The sequence below is a fragment of the Aquirufa originis genome, from assembly GCF_042714495.1.
Classification (GTDB): domain Bacteria; phylum Bacteroidota; class Bacteroidia; order Cytophagales; family Spirosomataceae; genus Aquirufa; species Aquirufa originis.
Genome location: NZ_JBBKXY010000002.1, coordinates 418,832 through 436,985, shown reverse-complemented (window position 1 = coordinate 436,985; position 18,154 = coordinate 418,832). Strand labels below are relative to the sequence as shown.

At 41.6% G+C, this 18,154-nt stretch carries 24 protein-coding genes; 8 read left to right on the top strand and 16 right to left on the bottom strand.

Annotated elements, in window-relative coordinates; genetic code table 11:
• Positions 1-50: 50 nt before the first annotated feature.
• Positions 51-1,253 (bottom strand): enoyl-ACP reductase FabV, encoded by a 1,203-nt coding sequence (fabV, locus tag SKC35_RS07235; RefSeq protein ID WP_377978718.1) that lies wholly within the window; start codon positions 1,251-1,253, stop codon positions 51-53.
• A 121-nt stretch (positions 1,254-1,374) separates the two neighbouring features.
• Here fabV and SKC35_RS07230 point away from each other — a divergent pair, with 121 nt between their 5' ends.
• Entirely contained in the window at positions 1,375-1,788 is a 414-nt protein-coding gene (locus SKC35_RS07230; protein WP_377978717.1) for an SRPBCC domain-containing protein, read from the top strand.
• Here SKC35_RS07230 and SKC35_RS07225 read toward each other — a convergent pair.
• From SKC35_RS07225 to SKC35_RS07205, 5 genes are all read right to left on the bottom strand, one after another.
• The gene (locus SKC35_RS07225; RefSeq protein ID WP_377978716.1) at positions 1,781-4,252 is read right to left on the bottom strand and encodes a zinc-dependent metalloprotease; all 2,472 of its coding nucleotides are present in this window, start codon (positions 4,250-4,252) and stop codon (positions 1,781-1,783) included. The genes SKC35_RS07230 and SKC35_RS07225 overlap by 8 nt on opposite strands.
• 61 nt (positions 4,253-4,313) lie before the next feature.
• On the bottom strand, positions 4,314-4,502 hold the full coding sequence (locus SKC35_RS07220) for a hypothetical protein (RefSeq protein WP_377978715.1): 189 nt from the start codon (positions 4,500-4,502) through the stop codon (positions 4,314-4,316).
• Between the two features lie 7 nt (positions 4,503-4,509).
• Positions 4,510-4,737, bottom strand: a complete 228-nt coding sequence (locus tag SKC35_RS07215; RefSeq protein ID WP_377978714.1) for a hypothetical protein — start codon at positions 4,735-4,737, stop codon at positions 4,510-4,512.
• A 17-nt stretch (positions 4,738-4,754) separates the two neighbouring features.
• A complete protein-coding gene (gene bla, locus SKC35_RS07210) occupies positions 4,755-5,462 on the bottom strand; it encodes a subclass B1 metallo-beta-lactamase (protein WP_377978713.1) in 708 nt (235 codons plus the stop codon).
• A gap of 22 nt (positions 5,463-5,484) precedes the next feature.
• A complete protein-coding gene (locus SKC35_RS07205; protein WP_377978712.1) occupies positions 5,485-5,931 on the bottom strand; it encodes a DinB family protein in 447 nt (148 codons plus the stop codon).
• 37 nt (positions 5,932-5,968) lie between these two features.
• On the opposite strand from SKC35_RS07205, the gene SKC35_RS07200 reads away from it, so the two are divergent.
• Positions 5,969-6,187, top strand: a complete 219-nt coding sequence (locus tag SKC35_RS07200) for a DUF4287 domain-containing protein (protein ID WP_377978711.1) — start codon at positions 5,969-5,971, stop codon at positions 6,185-6,187.
• Between the two features lie 49 nt (positions 6,188-6,236).
• On the opposite strand, the gene SKC35_RS07195 is transcribed toward SKC35_RS07200, so the two are convergent.
• The 4 genes from SKC35_RS07195 to SKC35_RS07180 form a co-directional block, all read right to left on the bottom strand.
• A complete protein-coding gene (locus SKC35_RS07195) occupies positions 6,237-7,109 on the bottom strand; it encodes a sugar phosphate isomerase/epimerase family protein (protein WP_377978710.1) in 873 nt (290 codons plus the stop codon).
• Between the two features lie 420 nt (positions 7,110-7,529).
• Positions 7,530-8,330 (bottom strand): type II toxin-antitoxin system antitoxin SocA domain-containing protein, encoded by an 801-nt coding sequence (locus tag SKC35_RS07190; RefSeq protein WP_377978709.1) that lies wholly within the window; start codon positions 8,328-8,330, stop codon positions 7,530-7,532.
• Positions 8,331-8,405: 75 nt separating this feature from the next.
• Positions 8,406-8,693 (bottom strand): hypothetical protein, encoded by a 288-nt coding sequence (locus SKC35_RS07185; protein ID WP_377978708.1) that lies wholly within the window; start codon positions 8,691-8,693, stop codon positions 8,406-8,408.
• Positions 8,693-9,034 carry a putative quinol monooxygenase gene (locus SKC35_RS07180; protein WP_377978707.1) on the bottom strand — a complete coding sequence of 114 codons (342 nt, stop codon included), beginning with the start codon at positions 9,032-9,034 and terminating at the stop codon, positions 8,693-8,695. Before SKC35_RS07180 ends, SKC35_RS07185 begins: the two co-directional genes overlap by 1 nt.
• A gap of 131 nt (positions 9,035-9,165) precedes the next feature.
• Between SKC35_RS07180 and SKC35_RS07175 the strand changes: the two genes are divergently transcribed.
• The 3 genes from SKC35_RS07175 (at position 9,166) to SKC35_RS07165 (ending at position 10,649) form a co-directional block, all read left to right on the top strand.
• Positions 9,166-9,516, top strand: a complete 351-nt coding sequence (locus SKC35_RS07175; RefSeq protein ID WP_377978706.1) for a hypothetical protein — start codon at positions 9,166-9,168, stop codon at positions 9,514-9,516.
• Between the two features lie 124 nt (positions 9,517-9,640).
• The gene (locus tag SKC35_RS07170) at positions 9,641-10,096 is read left to right on the top strand and encodes a helix-turn-helix domain-containing protein (RefSeq protein ID WP_130895656.1); all 456 of its coding nucleotides are present in this window, start codon (positions 9,641-9,643) and stop codon (positions 10,094-10,096) included.
• Positions 10,086-10,649, top strand: coding sequence for a PIN domain-containing protein (locus SKC35_RS07165; protein ID WP_377978705.1), 564 nt, complete (start codon positions 10,086-10,088; stop codon positions 10,647-10,649). The genes SKC35_RS07170 and SKC35_RS07165 overlap by 11 nt, the downstream gene beginning before the upstream one ends.
• A gap of 4 nt (positions 10,650-10,653) precedes the next feature.
• On the opposite strand, the gene SKC35_RS07160 is transcribed toward SKC35_RS07165, so the two are convergent.
• The 4 genes from SKC35_RS07160 to SKC35_RS07145 form a co-directional block, all read right to left on the bottom strand.
• Positions 10,654-11,850 carry an FAD-dependent monooxygenase gene (locus tag SKC35_RS07160; protein WP_377978704.1) on the bottom strand — a complete coding sequence of 399 codons (1,197 nt, stop codon included), beginning with the start codon at positions 11,848-11,850 and terminating at the stop codon, positions 10,654-10,656.
• A 129-nt stretch (positions 11,851-11,979) separates the two neighbouring features.
• On the bottom strand, positions 11,980-12,333 hold the full coding sequence (locus SKC35_RS07155; RefSeq protein ID WP_377978703.1) for a hypothetical protein: 354 nt from the start codon (positions 12,331-12,333) through the stop codon (positions 11,980-11,982).
• Positions 12,334-12,338: 5 nt separating this feature from the next.
• A complete protein-coding gene (locus tag SKC35_RS07150) occupies positions 12,339-12,626 on the bottom strand; it encodes a GldL-related protein (RefSeq protein WP_377978702.1) in 288 nt (95 codons plus the stop codon).
• Positions 12,627-12,705: 79 nt separating this feature from the next.
• A complete protein-coding gene (locus tag SKC35_RS07145) occupies positions 12,706-13,020 on the bottom strand; it encodes a nucleotidyltransferase family protein (RefSeq protein WP_377978701.1) in 315 nt (104 codons plus the stop codon).
• A 184-nt stretch (positions 13,021-13,204) separates the two neighbouring features.
• Between SKC35_RS07145 and SKC35_RS07140 the strand changes: the two genes are divergently transcribed.
• Positions 13,205-13,567, top strand: a complete 363-nt coding sequence (locus tag SKC35_RS07140; protein WP_377978700.1) for an alpha/beta hydrolase — start codon at positions 13,205-13,207, stop codon at positions 13,565-13,567.
• A gap of 118 nt (positions 13,568-13,685) precedes the next feature.
• Here SKC35_RS07140 and SKC35_RS07135 read toward each other — a convergent pair whose 3' ends face one another.
• Complete coding sequence (locus SKC35_RS07135) at positions 13,686-14,534, bottom strand: alpha/beta hydrolase (RefSeq protein WP_377978699.1); 849 nt, start codon at positions 14,532-14,534, stop codon at positions 13,686-13,688.
• Between the two features lie 7 nt (positions 14,535-14,541).
• Entirely contained in the window at positions 14,542-15,267 is a 726-nt protein-coding gene (locus SKC35_RS07130; protein ID WP_377978698.1) for a hypothetical protein, read from the bottom strand.
• Positions 15,268-15,440: 173 nt separating this feature from the next.
• Between SKC35_RS07130 and SKC35_RS07125 the strand changes: the two genes are divergently transcribed.
• Both SKC35_RS07125 and SKC35_RS07120 read left to right on the top strand, forming a co-directional pair.
• On the top strand, positions 15,441-17,090 hold the full coding sequence (locus SKC35_RS07125) for a sulfatase family protein (protein WP_377978697.1): 1,650 nt from the start codon (positions 15,441-15,443) through the stop codon (positions 17,088-17,090).
• Positions 17,087-18,154: a formylglycine-generating enzyme family protein gene (locus tag SKC35_RS07120; protein WP_377978696.1), complete on the top strand. Its 1,068-nt coding sequence runs from the start codon at positions 17,087-17,089 to the stop codon at positions 18,152-18,154. The genes SKC35_RS07125 and SKC35_RS07120 overlap by 4 nt, the downstream gene beginning before the upstream one ends.

The window sequence follows — 18,154 nt, the reverse complement described above, 5'->3', positions numbered from 1 at the left end:
AAAGCTTTTCACAACTTTGACCCAATTACCTTTGCTTTTAAAGAGTCGGTTTATTTCACTACCGTAATCAATCCCGGAATCTCCACCATTTCATTCGCCTCCGCAGCGTAATCTACGCCATCAAATCCGAAGCCAAATAGGTTTAAGAAATCGGATTTATATCCTGCTAAATCGCCAATGGCAGTCAAGTTTTCTGTCGTAGCGCCTTTCCATAATTCGGCCACTTCTTTTTGAACTTCTGGATTCATTTCCCAATCGTCGATGCGGATACGTCCTTTTTCATCTACTGGAATCGATCCATTCGTATACAAACGCGCGCTGAATAGGCGTTGGATTTGCTCGATGCAACCTTCGTGCGTGCCTTCTGCCTTCATTATTTTGTACAACAACGAGATGTACAAAGGAATGACTGGAATCGCTGAGCTGGCTTGCGTTACTAAGGCTTTGTTGACTGAAACGAAAGCTTTGCCTCCTATTTTGGCCAAATCATCTGTAATCTTAAACGCCGTCGCCTCTAAATGGTCTTTCGCCATTCCGATCGTTCCTTTGCGGTAAACAGGCTCCGTTACTTTAGGTCCAATGTAGGAATACGCAACGGTCATCGCGCCATCTGCTAAAACGCCCGCATTCAACAAAGCGTCCATCCACATCGCCCAATCTTCGCCACCCATTACTTCCACCGTGTTCGCGATATCTTCATCGCTGCAAGGAGTAATCGTCACGTCTGAAACAATCCCCGTGTGGAAATCAACCGTTTTATCTGTGAATGTATCGCCAATAGGCTTCAAAACCGAACGGTGCAACACGCCTGAAACTGGGTGTTGACGTACCGGAGAAGCTAAGCTGTAGATCACTAAATCGATTTGGCCTAAATCCGCCTTGATTAAGTCAATCGTCTGCTCTTTTACTTCGTTAGAGAACGCGTCGCCATTAATGCTTTTCGCATAAAGGCCCGCTTTGCCTGCCGCTGCTTCGAATGCAAGGCTATTATAATACCCTGGAGAGGCTGTTTTGCCTTCTGCAGGTGCTTTTTCAAAGAAAACGCCAATCGTCGCGGCATCCGATCCGAATGCACTCGTAATGCGAGAGGCTAAGCCAAAACCCGTCGAGGCTCCGATGACAAGCACTTTTTTAGGGCCATCGATGGCTCCCTTTGACTTCACATAGTCAATTTGATTTAAGACGTTTTTCTCGCAACCTTTTGGGTGTGATGTCAAACAGATAAACCCTCTCATTCTAGGTTCAATAATCATAGTGCTTGTATTTTGTTTGTGCAAATATAGTTAAAGCAAGTATATTTGTCTCAACAGTAACCGTTTTCATACCGTAAGATCTGAGAGCGGTTCATTTTTTTTACCAAAACTAGTAAGTTGCATGGCTTTCATTACGATTGAGACGACGATTAATGCTCCCATCGCGCATGTTTGGGAAAAATGGACAACACCAGAACACGTCCAACATTGGAACTTCGCATCGCCGGATTGGCATTGCCCATCGGCGAAAACGGACCTACAAGTGGGCGGAGAATTTCACTATGAAATGGCGGCAAGAGATGGGTCTATGAGCTTTGATTTTTGGGGTACTTTCCAACGAATCGAGGAGCAAAAATCACTCGAAATTCTTATCGGCGATGGCCGTAAAATGAAAGTTACTTTCGATGCTACCGAAGCAGGAACGAAAGTAACTGAACAATTTGAGCCAGAAAATCAAAACCCGGAGGATATGCAACAAGCCGGCTGGCAGATGATTTTAGATAACTTTAAAAGCTATGCTGAAAACACTATTTAGCCGGTTTTAAAATCAACGAAACACGCTCCAAACAATCATCCAAGTGATAGCGCACCTCTTTGTCTGCAAACTTCGCTTTCGAAGCTGCTATACTCGCCTGAAGCGCCTTCAATTCTCCACGCACGATTGAGCGTACATCGGATTGGGCTACTGGATAGGTTTCGCGCGACGTTATAACAACAGGCGCCTGATCCGTCATCAACGATTTCAAGCGTTCGATGTAAGCCTTCTGTAAATTTCGGCGGTATTGATCGATGTTTTTGCCGCTTGCTAATTCAGTCCAAATGCCTCCGCGTACCTCTTGAAAAAGATCAATGGTCTTGTAATGATTTGGGGTAGTCAAACTTGAATTATCCAAACGCGCAAAAGTCTCTACACTTAACATGCGGTTCAACGGACTAACCTGAAGGCTTCTCATCCGATCGATATAACCAGCCATGTTGTGCGTCACTACTTCTCTATTAATCAACCAATCCACATTCGTAAATACGTTCGAAATGATCCAGTTAACAGCGGCTTGTTGGCTCGCTTTCGGTACTGGATTATAGGAAGAAATTTGTTGATTCGGTTTAGCATATTGCTCATACACGCCGCCCACCATCGTTGTCACGTGGCCCACATAACGCGACCAAGAACTCAATAATTCATCGTTTAATTCGATCAAATCCTCGTAATCATTCGTCTTTTTACTCGTCCAATCGGCTAGGTTTTTAGCCACATATTTCAAGTTCTTCACTCCATACGTACTCGCACGAATGGGATCATTTCCGATATCTTCCGTTTGAGAACTAGGATCAAAAGTCGTTCCTTGATTTCCAAAACGGAATCTGGCATCCCCTGCTTTGGCCTCAATCCACTTGTCTAACGTAGGTACTTCGTCTTCTGGACGAGCCGCGTCTGGTAACACCCGATAGCCCCAATTCACGGCATAGTTATCATAAGGCCCCATTTGTCGGATGTAGCGAACTCCCTGGTCACCCGGCTGCGCGATGTAATTAAAGCGCGCATAATCCATGATACTAGCTGAGATTCCCTCCTTATTCGTGAAATCTGCCTTGCGGTAATTCTCCACTTCATACGAGCTACTCGCCCCCATGTTGTGTGGGAAACCCAACGCGTGACCGACCTCATGCGAAATCACCATTTCCATCATTTCGCCAATATCCTCTTCGCGGGTATCAAGCGTACGAGCGTTCGGATTAGACGCTCCCGTTTCTAATAAGAAACGGTTACGGTACGAACGTAAATGGTTATGGTACCAAATAATGTCACTCTCAATAATCTCTCCAGAACGCGGATCGCTGACGCTTGGTCCTGTTGCATTTCGGGTGGTACTAGCCACATAACGAATCACCGAATAGCGAATGTCTTCTGGTGAAAAATCTGGGTCCTCGGCTGCGGTCGGTGGATCTTTGCAAATAATGGCATTTTTAAAACCGGCTACCTCAAAGGCTTTTTGCCAATTCTCCACTCCTTTTTTCATATGCTTGCGGAGCTTCATCGGGGTCGCTGGATCCAGGTAATAAACGATAGGCTTAATAGGTTCCACCAGTTCGCCACGCTTGTAAGCCGCCATGTCTTTAGGCTCTAATCGCCAGCGCTGGATGTAGGATTTTTGAACTGATTTTAATTCCTCGCTAGAGTAATCGTATTGCTTTTGGGTAAAATAACCCACGCGCTCATCAAATAAACGGGGTTTCATCGGCTTCTCTGGCAATAAAATCATCGACTGATTCATCTGCAAACTGATGGTTTCGGTGTAGGCCGTTGCGGATGGCTTCGAAGCATTATAGGTGAAATCTTGTAGCACCTCGATGTTCAACGGGAATGATTTGATGGAACGAATGAAACTCCGTGACGCATCTAAATTTCTCACCCCGTGCGTCACGCGTAATGAAGCATCTAATGCACTCATCGCGGGAATGTCACTGCTATAAAACTTGGTCACATCGATCACTATATTGCTCGAATCTTTACTATACGTTTCGATGTCAAATAGGTACAAAGTAGGCTCGTAATTATTCGCCTTTACGGATAAACTAATAGGCAATGAATCTGCTGCTACTGCCACATAGGATTTGATTTTGATTAAGATCTTTTCTTGGAACTTTTCCCACACGATCAATTGCTCGTGCGAAGATGTTCCGGCATTCACATAGCCTCCGCCAATGCCCGTTGGAAGTTTGGCGATTTGGCTAACTAATAACATGTCTTTCCCCAAGTGTTTTTTCGGGATTTCGAAATAGAATTTATCGCCTATTTGATGCGTAGTGAATAATCCTTTCTTGGATTTTGCGTCCTTAGTAATTACCTGATCGTAAGATTTTACCTTCGATGCGGGCTTCTTAGTGGCAGAAGAATCAGCTGCTTTAGGCGGCACGGCGGCAGGTGATTTAGTGGTTTGCCCAAGGCTTAAAAAAGTAGTGGCTAGTAGCCCGCAACTGAGTAGAAGTGCTTTTTTCATTCGTTATTACAATTTGGTCCAAATTAGTAAATAATCTATAATTGCACGCCTTTCTTATGGGCTAGTGAAATTTTCCTTTTTCCATTAACAAGGCGTATGCCTCCTCCCAACTGGGAATCGTGTCAGATTCAAAGCCATATGTAGGACCCGTCGCAATTTGAGCCTGACGAAAGGAAGGAATGGCTAAAAACCAAAACCGGAAGTAGGCAAAGAAGCCTTTCGGTTTTAAGCCTGTGAGTGAGATGTACATGGAAAATTTACCTTGGTCTATAAATCGCACCTGTTGCAAAATCAATTATCGCACCAGGCCAAAACAGGATCACATCCGCAATCAATGCACCAGCTCTCACTTCTCTGGCAGGTTGACCTACCGCAGGTCTCGTTCGTTGGTAATCCGTTACTCTGCCACCTAAAACGGTAGCGCAAGAACTCATCGAAGCTAAAAGAGCTAAAGCAACTAATGATTTAAACAAGGACTTTTTCATAAGGCATTTGGTTTTATCTAAATCAAAGATAAAAACAATTTCCGGGTATAATCAAGCAAACTCGAATCCCCTGCTTCGCCATGTCCAGGAACCACGTGCTTCACATGCGGGAATGCCCTTTTCACTTTTTTCACAGTCTTAGACCATGTTTCCACATTTGCATCTCCTAGATACCCCTTAGAAGCACCTATTTCTTTTATTAAACAGCCGCCAAACAACACTTTTTCACTAGGAAAATAGCCCACCACATTATCCCGAGTATGACCTTGGCCAAGAAACTTAATCAACACTTTTTCCTGTCCCACTTTAAAGGTAAAGGATTTATGAAAGCTGAATTCGGGCACAGTCATTTGACTATTTTTAGCTAATTCTAGTGTTAATTCGTTCGCGATGGAAGCAATTCCTGCCTCGTGAAAAGCCTGCAGACCACCTAAACAATCCGTATGAAAGTGGGTCGGAATAACCACAACGATTTTGCAACGCAGAGAATCCTGTACTAAACGAATCAATTCTTTAGCCCCTTTATCGTCTGTGGGCGTATCAAAAATAAGCGCCTGCTTGCCATTTCGAATCACTAATCCATTACAAGCAACATGTCCAAAATCATCGGTTTGCAAATAGGAAGTATGAACAAAGGTGTTTTCTGACAGCTGTTTTAACAATACCTGTTGTGCCTGAATGAATGGCGAGAAGCCTAACAATACTACTAAAAGATAAGTCCTCATTTTTCGTTTACTTTCTTCAAATTTAGGTTATTATACGTCTGTGGTAATTAATTTGGCCTAAATGATACGCTAAATGTGTCTCCAAATGGATAAAAATATAGGAGACCGTTTTCTCTTCATCGAAAATCTTAATGGGATAGATTTCCTCCAGTTTTTCAGCCGGGAAGTCACGAAGAACTTGCAACACAATGGGGTGAATTTCATCCAACATGGCTAGTAATTTCGCCCGGGAAATTCCCGTCGCAGAAAACTCGAGCGGCCGATCTCGTACATAGGCGGTATTCGCATAAACTGCTCCGAAATACGTGTTCAAATTCCCCATCAAATGTAGAAATACATTTCCTCCAGGGTTATTAATCCCCTCCGCTTTTTTCCAAACAGACGCGTCATCGCGATAAGATTCGATTTCGCGGCGAAGCGTCTTCAGGTCGCGATCGTAAAGGGATATAAGTTCTTTTAAAAGGCCCATTTTTTTAATAATTTAGCGCACCAAAAGTACGAACATTATGTCATTCCAAGCCTACCTCGATAACATTCAAGCCAAAACCGGTAAAAGTCCAGACGATTTAAAGCGCTTAGCGGAAGAGAAAGGATTTCTGCAAAACGGGAAACTTGTTGCCACCGTTAAAGCAACGGAGGTTAGAGTGTGGCTCATGTCTGAATTTGGATTAGGCCATGGCCATGCGATGGCAATTTGGTCTTTATTTCAAGGAAAGCATGATTAATAAAAAAGCCCCGCAATTGCGAGGCTCTTTCTATGCTAAAAATCAAAAATTACTTGAATCCAATTTTCTCTAAACCCTTGTGGCTAATCACGATTGCTTCTAATGCCGTTTCATTAAAACATGCATCTTGCTCTACGAAATAGTATTGCATACCCGCTAATTTCTTGTTGTCTAGAATACGTTTGAAATCAATCTTTCCGTTTCCTACTGGCGCAAAACGACCTTGATCATCCATATCTTTTACGTGCCAAATTTTGAAACGACCTGGGTAGCGTTTGAAATAGTCTACTGGATCTGCTCCAGCTTTGGTTACCCAGTATAAATCCATTTGGAAATTCACATTCTTCGGATTGCAATGCTCTAAAAGATAGTCGATCGGAACAATCCCGTCTGCATCTTTGATGAATTCGAAATCATGGTTGTGGTACAATAACTGTAAGCCACCAGCCGTACATTTCTCACCTAATTTGTCTAAGATTTCTGCCAAATTCTTAGCGCCACCTTTCATCGCTAGTTTCTTGTTTACTGCGTCATACATAAACAAGCCCATTGGGGGAACTGGTACAACAAAGTACTTGAAACCTGCCGCTTTTAAATCAGCGATTTGTTGATCAATATTTTCAAACGTTACTGTTCCTTGGTGTGCCGAAATCGGCGTTAATTTCATCTCATCTAACAATGATTTGAAATCCGCTGGAGATAAATTATAGAATTTACCATTGTTGTAACCCGCAGATTCTACGTTTACATAACCTGCTTGTGCTACTTTTTCTAAGGTTGCGCGTGCATCTTTCATGGCATCACGAACCGTGTACAAGGCTAAACCGCCAAAACGCTTGTCAGATTGCACCTCTTTATCAGATGCTTTGAACGAGAATAGGGACATGGCCGTTAAGGCTAATACCGCTACAATTGATTTCATTTTCATAGTTAACGTAGGATTAAATCATTAAAGACACAATTTAATGTATTTTTTTGATAAAATAGAACCCGGATTCGATTTAACTGAAATTCGCTAAAATCCGACCCCGGTCTTCATTCTCTTTTGAATTCTTGTGGTAAAGCTCCACAAAGACCATTTTCCCTTCTTGTGGGAAATGTGCGTAAATTAACCGAAGTCCTGAATTAACACCTCTACCTTTTAACGATTTACACGCTATTTTTTTGACCTTAATAATACAAGTTGTAAGACCTAAATCTGAAATTTCGAAACTAAAAGGTGGGCGCTGATTAGGCAATGCTCCTAAAACAAGCTTAAGTACTTCTAAATCCTCTAAAAGGGATCGGTATTTCTTTCGTAAGAATTTTACCTCCTTTTGGAATTCATCTAATTCTAGAAAAATCATGGTGCTTCGGCCTCCTCCCCATAATTTCTAACAGAAAAGGGAGCTTCCCGATAAAAAGCTAATTCATAATTAATTATATCTCCATCTTTCGACGCTAACCAAGGTATATCCTTGTGAGAGTACTCGCTAATAGCGGAAGCAGACCAGTCACTCATTTGCTCGATTACGCGATCCACAACTTCAGCTTCACTTGCTTTCAATACTTTTAAGTCAGCTTTTACTAAGGGCAAATAACGGGTTTGCGGAAAGCCTCGATAAACGGTTTTAACGCGCTGTAGCTGTTTTTTTTCAATCATCTGCTGAATAAGGTTATCCAGTTTTTGAGGGACAGGGCCAAAAGGTAATTTACGGTATTGTGCTCCTGTTAAGTGCTCCTCATACAATTCGTAATAATTGAAATCCGAAAAATAAAGTAGTTTATACAGGACTGTTTCCCCTACATTGGGCTTTCCTGCGCAACGCTCTAATAAATAGAGTAAAACATTTATAAATTTTTCTACTTGAAGTTTAGGTACAGAAATGCGTTCATTTTTTTCCAAAAACGCATTTTCTTCTTCCACAAAATCAGGATTCAAATCAAAATCAGGGGACAAAAATTCATCCAATGAAAAGCCAAGTTGAAGCGAAAGTTTATGCAATTCTAACACATCGACGCCCCTATTTCCTAATTCAATTTGAGTCAATGAGGATCTAGAAATATGTACTTTCTTGGCTAAATCATCTTGAGACAAGCCTTTCCGCTTCCGAAGCTCTGTTACTCTATAACCGATATCTTTTTTAGTGAGTTTGTCAGACATTTCGCTATTGTTTAGCACTATGATGAATCAAAGGTAAACAATTGTTTGATAATAAAACTATCAACTGTTTGATAATCAAACTTTCTCGATAAAATAAGCAACTAAGTTCGCCCATTCTTCCTCCAGCGAATAGTTCGGCCGCGTTTTTTTCGCGCGGGCATACCAATAATCTGCATTCCAAATGTCCCCTTCCTTACGGTGCAAATAGGCATGAACCCAAGCAGAATCACGATCACCGAGCTGATCGATGAGGGCATGAGCTTGATCCCAATCGCCTTTAGCATCGTACCAAAGACTTTGTAAGAATATAGATAGCTGCGGATCAGGTGCTGGTTGCGACAAAGATTCTTTGAATGATTTCATCAAAAAATTTCTTTCTTAGCTAGGCAAACGACGTCCGTATCGATCAGTTCTAGTGACAAAACCATGTCCTTTACCGCGTCTTTGTATTTCTTAAAATGGGGAGTTAAAATATGAGACTGATAGGCTTCCACACTCGCGTAAACTTCAAAAATAATGATGCTCGTCGCGTCTTTTTTATCCGCCACCGCTGTATACGATAAAACGCCTGGTTCCACTTTTATCGCGGTATTCATCTGCTCATTTAAGAGAGATTTATAAACGTCGAGTTGCTTCGCATCGACTTTGATTTTCGCAATGCGGTGCATGCGATTGGATTCCTGCGCATAGATTTGGCTAGACATTAGCAGAAATAGAATGAAGAAAAAGTGTTTCATTTTAGATGGGGAATCGGTCGATTGAAAACTTAAACGCAAGATATATCAAAGCTAAAACTTTTCAACCTAAAAGGTGTTAAGCTAATAAACAAACTAAAATGATCAAATCCATTTTTAGCATCCTGATAACCGGAATCTTCCTTTCTGCTTGCAATATGCTTCATTCCACTACTACTATTCAGGCGAACGATGCGTTTATTCTAGGAAATAATAAACACGGCCAATTTTCTGCAAGTGTAACGAATGTTTCTACTTCGCCGCTAACGGTTTGGCAATATCCAATCGATGGGGGGCGTCACTCTCCTTTGACGTTACAACCCGCAGCAAATGTGAAACTTAAAGTAGGGAAAAATACCGCTCTTCGAATTGAAAATTCGTCTGATAAATCGGTGGACGTTAAGCTAGATGTGAAGGGTGATGTAGGGCTTTCGATGGGATATAAAAACTAGTCCAAAGAAATAGCATATTCACAAACTAATCGACATCTATCGTCCAACGTAACAAAATAAAATATTTTCATTTATTTCGTTTAATTCGGTTATTTCATTTAATTTCGTAAATCAACTTAAACAAATGGAAGCCGAAGCAAGAATAAGTAGACCCACTAAAGAGGAGCAAAGGGTTGCGAAAGAATCCTATGAAGCGCTATCTGCGACTTTGGAATCCCTTCATGCAACAAACCCAGAAATTGAAATTGAAGAAACCTCTGAAAAAATCAGGGTTCCGCTAAAGGCCTTAAAGCTTTTGGCAACAATCCTAAAAGCAACAAGTCAAGGTAAACCCATTTCCATCGTTCCCATAGCAACAGAAATGACTACACAGGCGGCATCCGAATTATTGGGATGCTCAAGACCCCATTTGATTTCATTGCTAGAAAGTGGAGAAATTCCTTTTATCAAAGTAGGAAAGCATCGTCGAATTAAATTCGAAGATATTACGCAATACAAAGCCCACATGTATTCCAAACAACGAGCGCGAATTATCGACATGATGAAAATGGATGAAGACCTCGGGCTGTATGATTCATAGCGTTAAGTTTACCTGCTTTCTGGACACTAATGTCATTTATCCGATCTTGACCCGGGATATCCTCCTATGGTTTGCCCACTATGAATTATATACGCCCAAATGGAGTCCTGATATTTTTACGGAATGGGCTGATGTTATGAGGCGAAAAAATGTTTCAGAAGCAGAAATACTAAAGCGCATTGAAAATGTAAATTTGGCATTTGCCGGAGCTATGGTTCAAGACTATGAATCTATAACGAAAACATTAAAACTCCCCGATTTAAAAGACCGTCATGTATTAGCAGCAGCGATTAAATCTAATGCTGGCATCATCGTAACCAATAATTTAAAAGACTTCCCAGAATCGTATTTGAAAGGCTTCAATATCGCGGCCAAAAACGCAGACGACTTTTTAACTGATCTCATTGATCTTAACCATGAAATAGCACTAGCCGCTTTTCAAATGATGGTTTCACACAAGAAAAATCCCGATTTAGACGAATATCAGGTATTAGATATTTGTCGAAAAAATGGATTAAAAGATACTGCAGATTACCTGCATGCATTATTATAAAACACTATTTCCCATACTCCTCCAACTCAATCGTATCATCTGTCGAAGACTTGTTTTTATTAGAAAATAGCTCCCCGATTTTTATCACGAACTTACTCGAAATCACGTTGAGAATCGTGTTCAAGAAGAATATCCCGAGCTTCGTTTTAGGGTGAGCCAGTCTAGGAACACCCGGAGGAAGCTTTTGGATTTCCGTCACATAAGGCCTGAACGCTTTGTCGTAAGCGGCAAAGGCATCGCTGTAATCAGCATGGCGAGATAATTCCCCCGCTAAAATATACGCACCCACCACCGACAAACTAACGCCCATTCCAGTTAATGGGGAGGGACAAAAGGCCGCGTCGCCAGTCATGGCACAACGGCCTTTGGACCAAAGGGGTGCGAAAACCTGGCTGATGGCGTCAAAATAAACGTCCGCATTGTTATCTAATTCTGCTAATACCCGTTTAGCTTCCCAACCAGCATCCGCAAATTTTTCCTGCAACAAGGCTTTTTGCTCCTCTTGTGACAGTTTTTCGTAGCCCATGGGTTCCGACATAAACGAAAAAGACGCACGTGTGGTGCCTTCGTTATCAGGGCGCAAGAAGATCACGCGGGCGTCAGTCGCATTATACCAGCGAGCCCATCGACTATCAGAAGCTGTTCTGGGAATCGTAAAATAGGAAACATAAAGTCCCACCGGTTTTACGACAGGCTCATCGCCAAAAATCAAACTCCGAGTCCGCGAACGAATCCCATCCGCACAAATAACTAAATCAAAATCACGAATTTCACCGTTTTGAAAAGTGACTTTTACCCCATCTTGATGTTCATCGAGCGCGATAATTTGATTGCCAAAAAGATACTCGACATTTTCCTTCGTATGCTCGTATAAAATCTTCACTAAGTCCCCACGAAGAATTTCTAATTCACTCGTTCCCAAATTGGATTCGCCTTTCGGTAAAGCGGCCTTGGTGACATTATTTTTATCAACAAATAAAACCCCTAATTCCCCCGTATCCGCTGCTCGAATCTCCTCTTCGATGCCCATCCATTGGGCAATTTTTTGGGCGGCTCCCTTGATGTCGACGTTTTGCCCCCCTAAACGTAATGATTCCGCACGCTCTACAATCGTGACTTCAAAACCATATCGGTGTAACCAAAAAGCGAGGGTTGGGCCAGCGATGCTTGCGCCTGAGATGAGTATTTTTTTTACCTTCATATTAATTCTTACACTGCGATGAAAAACAATAGCTCGTTGCGTAGGTATATCGCTCAGCACTTATCAAGAGCTTTCGGGAAAAGTGCCGGTATATTTTAGTTAGCTATTGCTTGGCCAAATGTAAGCAAATTATGATCCGGACCTAAGAGAGCTTAACTTAATAAGGACTTCAGAATCCGAATCTTTCAGCACAAGAAAAGGTTTCACTCCTGTTGCTTTAATATCGTTTCCTTTCATCGCAAAAGCTTCTTGTTTATAATCTGCGATGAAAATCTCTGTACGAGCAGGTAAGGAATACGTCTTGGTTTCAGCTGGATTTAGATTACTAACGCGGGTTTGTATTTTACCATCTGGAGTATAAATAATTAACGAGAGATGATACACCTCTTTGTAATCATTGGAGAAATTGATGTTAATATTATCCTGGGCTTTTACAGAAAATACCATCAAGAAAAGACTAAAGATAAAGGCTACTTTTTCCATATGAATTAAACTATCCGTTTACGCCCCATTATTACATAAAGTATTCCTGCTAAGGCACCTAAGAATCCCATAAAAATAAAGGCAATCGTCCACATCACTTTTTCATTAGTATTAATTCTCACAGATCCCCAAACTTCAGACAAAGCAGAAACAATAAAAACCCCATTTGCTACCATACCAATGATTAATAAAGCATCAGCTCCGGGGAGATGTATAATCTTCATTAACGCGCCCACTAGCTCAAAAACTAAACTAATAACAAAGCTCCATTTAACTACGATTCCGAGGTTCATCTTATTTTAACAAATTAGTAAATCAAATTAAAAGATTTGGCGCTATAAAACAAACATAGAAGTTTGAACCAATTCGATATTAGAGGCTAACATTTTGAACCTCATTTAAAATATGAGGTCCAATAAACTTACTTAATGATTGAGTGGTCACTATCTCCACTTTTCTGCCAAAAATTCCCTCTAGAAAGAAGGACAGATCCATAAAATTGTCAAAGCTCTTTTTAGCCGGGTCAAAATCAACTAATAAATCCACATCACTCGAATCCTTAATTTTCCCTTTGCTAAACGATCCAAAAATGCCTAGGCTAGTCACTCCAAATAACTTTATCATCTCTCTGTTTTTAGAAAGTGCATTCAAAAGCTCTTTTTTAGTATGGATTTTTACCTGGTTCATTGCTCAAGCAAATTAGACATTAAAACCCTAGCTAACAACATTGTCTAGCCATTTATCAAACTCTTGATTTTGAACCCCTTAAGTCATGATAATTAAACTCGATGAAATTATTTATCTTGTCATTCTAAACCTCTCAAACCTATGAAAAAGCTATTTATTGCCATTCTAACCTGTTTGGCTTTCGATGGGAAATGAGGGCTGGGAAGTGGCTGAGGCTTTGGCCAAAAAAGGAATAACCGCTTTCGTTCTAAAATACCGCTTGTTCCCAACCCCTGAAAAATTAGACGACTTTACAGCTTGGATGAACCGTCCACGTCCGGCTCCTCAAAAGACAGACAGCACGGCAAAGAATACGAATCCAATGGCTCAAATGGATCTGTCGAACCAGTTAACCGACGCAGAAGCAGCCTATGCGATGATCATCAAAAACGCAGCAGCCTGTGGCGTGGATACACAACGCATCGGCATGATTGGATTTTCTGCTGGGGCGGGCTTAACGATGCACGCAACGCTGAATTCCAAAACGGTGGTCACGGATTTGGCCTAGGCAATCCAAACAGAACGAGCAACAAATGGTTTGATGCCTTTATGCATTGGTTGGATGTGAATAAATTCTTAGGGTCAAAATAGGTTCAGGGAATGATGAACAAACAAGATATTATCACCTACTTTTTAATTGAATAAAGTACGCGCATTGTTCTACTAATCATGGCAGGTCCTACGGAATTGTGTGTTTCTTCTTTAAAAATGGCAAACTGAGAATTGAACTCCTTGTACTTTTTCAGGCGTGCCTCAAATTTCACAAGATTATCAAGACCATCTTCTAATTCCGCAATCGAGAAAAATACTTTGGCGTTTAAATCTGCGTGTGCATTAGAGTAAGTTGATTCTGCCTGTAGAATGTCATTATCCCAAAATAAAAAGGACGGACTGTTGATCCCAAATTTGGTGAAAATACCATCCGATTTAAATAAAATATTCGCTACATATAAGCCACTTAATGAATGCCCCGAAATACCTCTTTCGGTATTCGTACTATACTTTGAATCAATGAGTGGAATAATTTCTTCTTTAATGATTTTATAAAATATTTCTCCGCCGCCGGACACCAATCCTGGCGATTTGATATTCCAAACTTTGGTTAGTGTACTGTCTTTCTTAGGCAATGAAGTAAATGTGTAATCCGTCCACCGATTCACCAACCAATCATAATCGTTGGTCTCATCGCCAGCGATAGAAACTAAAATGAAATCTTGCACCAAATTTCCCATTTTAAGAACCTTCATCGATTCGCACGCAATGGGGAAGGCATAATATCCATCCAACAAATAATAAACAGGATACTTTTTCTCTTTTGAATAACTAGAGGGCAAAGCAACCGAAATCTGATAGGCTCTTTTGTTCAAAGCAGAGTTAATCGTATGGGACTCCGTACGAATGGGTGTTGTACTCCATTGGGCCTTAATAGGACTAATACTAGTCCATAAAATGACAAAAGATAAAATATATTTCATAATAAAATTAGTTTATTGTCAAAGGTAATTCTGCAAACAAAGTAACAAAATTGCGCCAAAACGGAAAATAAAGTATATCAAAAATAACCATTCCGTGTGCAATCACATAAAGGACTAGAACCAATGGAAACACCCAGCGAGCGCTCGCTTGTTTTCGCTCGAGATAAATTAAATAAATGATTACTGCGTAAACAGTTAGTATTGTTACTACATAAGCCATCATTGGATCACTAATCACTCGTAGAGTAAAGCGAATAAATGCGGGTTCAATGAATGCCAAACCCGTCACAATCATTCCCCTAGCGTGTAACTGATAATCCTTTAGATACTTTATCGCGATAAAAAAGGCAACAGCCAAAATCACTAAATCCTTAACCGAATTGAACGTACCCACTAAATGATCGTCCGTTAATTGCCCCTGATGTGGCAACCGAGAATGTGTCAATAAAATGATGGAAATAAAGATGAGGGGAATAAGCAGATAGCTTCCTTTACCCAGCAAGCGATGAATGTCTAATCGCTTTTTTCGGATTAAAATGGGCTGAAGAATAAGTAAGCTCATCCAAAGTATGAGCACGCCAGCATGGAAATGAAAATAGAAAGAAAAATCAGCTGTGCCGTTGAAAAATTTGGCAAAATACGAAGGCCAAAACCCCAGTAATACGAGAAGGACTAATCCGAAAAAGTAATATCCCGATAGGTCAAAACGTAATTTAGCTGCCTTGGTTTTCATGCTCATAGTTTGAATATAAGAATAAGCAAAAGAACTATTCAAATAAGCGCCTGAAATGTGTTCCCAAAAGGGGAAAGGGAACAAAAAAGAATTCCTGAAATTGGATTTAAATCTGTAGCCTTTAGGGTCTTTCCTGTTTATTTATCTAATTTGCCAATGTTAAACCTATTTCCATGAAACATATATTAATTGGATTGCTCATGTGCGTGAGCTTTTCACAAATTTTAGCGCAAACCAATAAGCGTCCGAACATCATCTTCATCATGTCGGACGACCATGCTTATCAGGCCATTTCGGCATATGACCAACGCTTAATTTCGACTCCTAACATAGACCGCATTGCAAAAAAAGGTATCCTGTTTACGAATGCCAGCGTGACCAATTCCATCTGTGCGCCCAGTCGGGCCACGATCCTAACCGGTAAGCATTCACACCTAAATGGTAAGGTCGACAATCACTTTAAATTCGATACAACGAACATTACCTTCCCGCAGATTTTACAGGCAAACGGATACCAAACGGCGATGTTTGGGAAACTACATTTTGGGAATAGCCCAAAGGGCTTTGATCAGTTCAAAATCTTACCCGACCAAGGCAATTATTACAATCCTGATTTCATCACAAAAAACGAGGGAAATATCAAAGTCAATGGCTATGTGACGGATATAATTACCGACATGACTTTGGACTGGTTGAAGCAGGAGCGAACTCCTGAAAAACCTTTCCTATTGATGTATTTACACAAGGCTCCACATCGTTCCTGGTTAATGGCAGAACGTCATTTGGATGAAATGACGCAGAAAACGTACCCAGAACCCAAGACGCTTTTTGATGATTATTCCGGTAGGACATCCCCCGCCAAAGAAGCAGAAATGAATATCCTAACCAGTATGAGCTGGGCCGGGGATAACAAAATTTATCCGGCCACGATGGACTCATTGAAAATCCCCGAAATCGGTTTTGATAAGCGTCGTTTCGCTGCTGAAATGGGCCGATTAAATCCGAGCCAAAAAGCGAATTTTGACCGCGTTTACGATCGGATCAATTCGGAATTCATCAAGGCCTACCCCAGCATGACGGAGCAAGATAAAATGCGCTGGAAATTTCAACGCTACATGCAAGATTATCTAGGAACCTTACGATCAGTCGATGAGAACGTAGGTCGTTTATTGGATTATTTAGAAACGAATAATTTGATGGAAAACACAATTATTGTGTATACCTCTGACCAAGGTTTCTACCTAGGCGAACATGGTTGGTTCGATAAGCGTTTCATCTATGATGAATCCTTCAAGACTCCGCTGATGGTGTCGTGGCCAAGCCAAATTAAAGCCGGTCAAAAATCAGATGCCTTAGTTCAAAACCTCGATTTTGCCCAAACCTTTTTGGATGCGGCCGGTGTCCCAGCTCCCAAAGACATGCAAGGCCAAAGTCTAATCCCGCTGATGACGGGTAAATCTTGGAAGCGCGATGCGGTATATTACCACTATTATGAATATCCCGCAGAACACATGGTGAATCGACACTATGCCATCGTGACGAAGAAATATAAGTTAATTCATTACTATTTTTCGACGGATGCTTGGGAGCTAATCGACCGCGAGAAGGACCCTTTGGAATTAAAGAATGTCTACAATGATCCGGCGTATGCTTCGATTCGAAAGACTTTGCATAAGCAATTAGACGCATTACGACTGAAATACAAGGACAATAGCACCATTAGCAACGGCTACATAGATCGCTTTTTGAATGATGCAGCAGAAGGAAAGGTATTCGGTGTGCCAAAACAAAAGGCGACGGAGATGAAAGCCAAAAGAAAATGAGTCGGTATTCTATTACCCTTTATTTATTAGTCATCACACTGTCTGTTTTCAGTCAGGCTAAAATCCCTATATGCCACGTTTCAACACCCAATCGGCTGAAACAAATTAAATCGATTAGTCCCAAACCTACGTTGAAATCCCACGCCAGCATGAAGCGTATTCAGGGAGGTATATTTTCTATGGGATCACACGATGCGCAGGGTCGTGCAGACGAATACCCGGTTCATCAAGTGCGTGTTAAAGCGTTTTGGATGGATGAAACAGAGGTAAGCAATGCGGCGTTTGCGGCATTTGTTAAATCAACGGGCTACATAACCACGGCTGAAAAGACGATTGATTGGACGGAGTTGTCTAAGCAAGTTCCGAAGGGAACGCCTAAACCGGCAGATTCGCTTTTGGCGCCCAGTTCTTTGGTATTCGTTCCCACGACAGGCCCAGTCGATTTAACCGACTATTCCCAATGGTGGGCGTTTAAACGAGGGGCCGACTGGCGACATCCAGCTGGTCCAGGGTCAACGATTCAAGGCCTAGAAAATCATCCTGTCGTTCATGTTTCATGGGATGATGCAGCCGCCTATGCCCGTTGGGCAGGCAAAAGATTGCCCACAGAAGCAGAATGGGAATGGGCCAGCCGTGGGGGATTAAAAAATAAGATTTACCCTTGGGGGAACGTATCGGTGAATTCTGCCCCGTATAAAGCGAATAGTTTCCAGGGGCATTTCCCCTATGAGGATCAAGCATTAGACGGACATAAATCGACCACTGCTCCGGTTAAATCTTTCCCTGCAAATGGATATGGATTATATGATACCGCTGGAAATGTATGGGAATGGTGCGCGGATTGGTACCGCGCCGATTATTACAAAAAAAGTCCGAGTCTAAACCCACGTGGCCCTTCCACGAGTGATGATCCGGATGAACCAGGTGTTGCCAAACGCGTCATGCGAGGCGGTTCTTTTTTATGCAACGATGGGTATTGTTCTAGTTACCGGTGCTCCGCACGGATGAAGTCAAGCCCAGACTCAGGCTTGCAGCATACCGGTTTTCGTTGTGTGATGGACTAA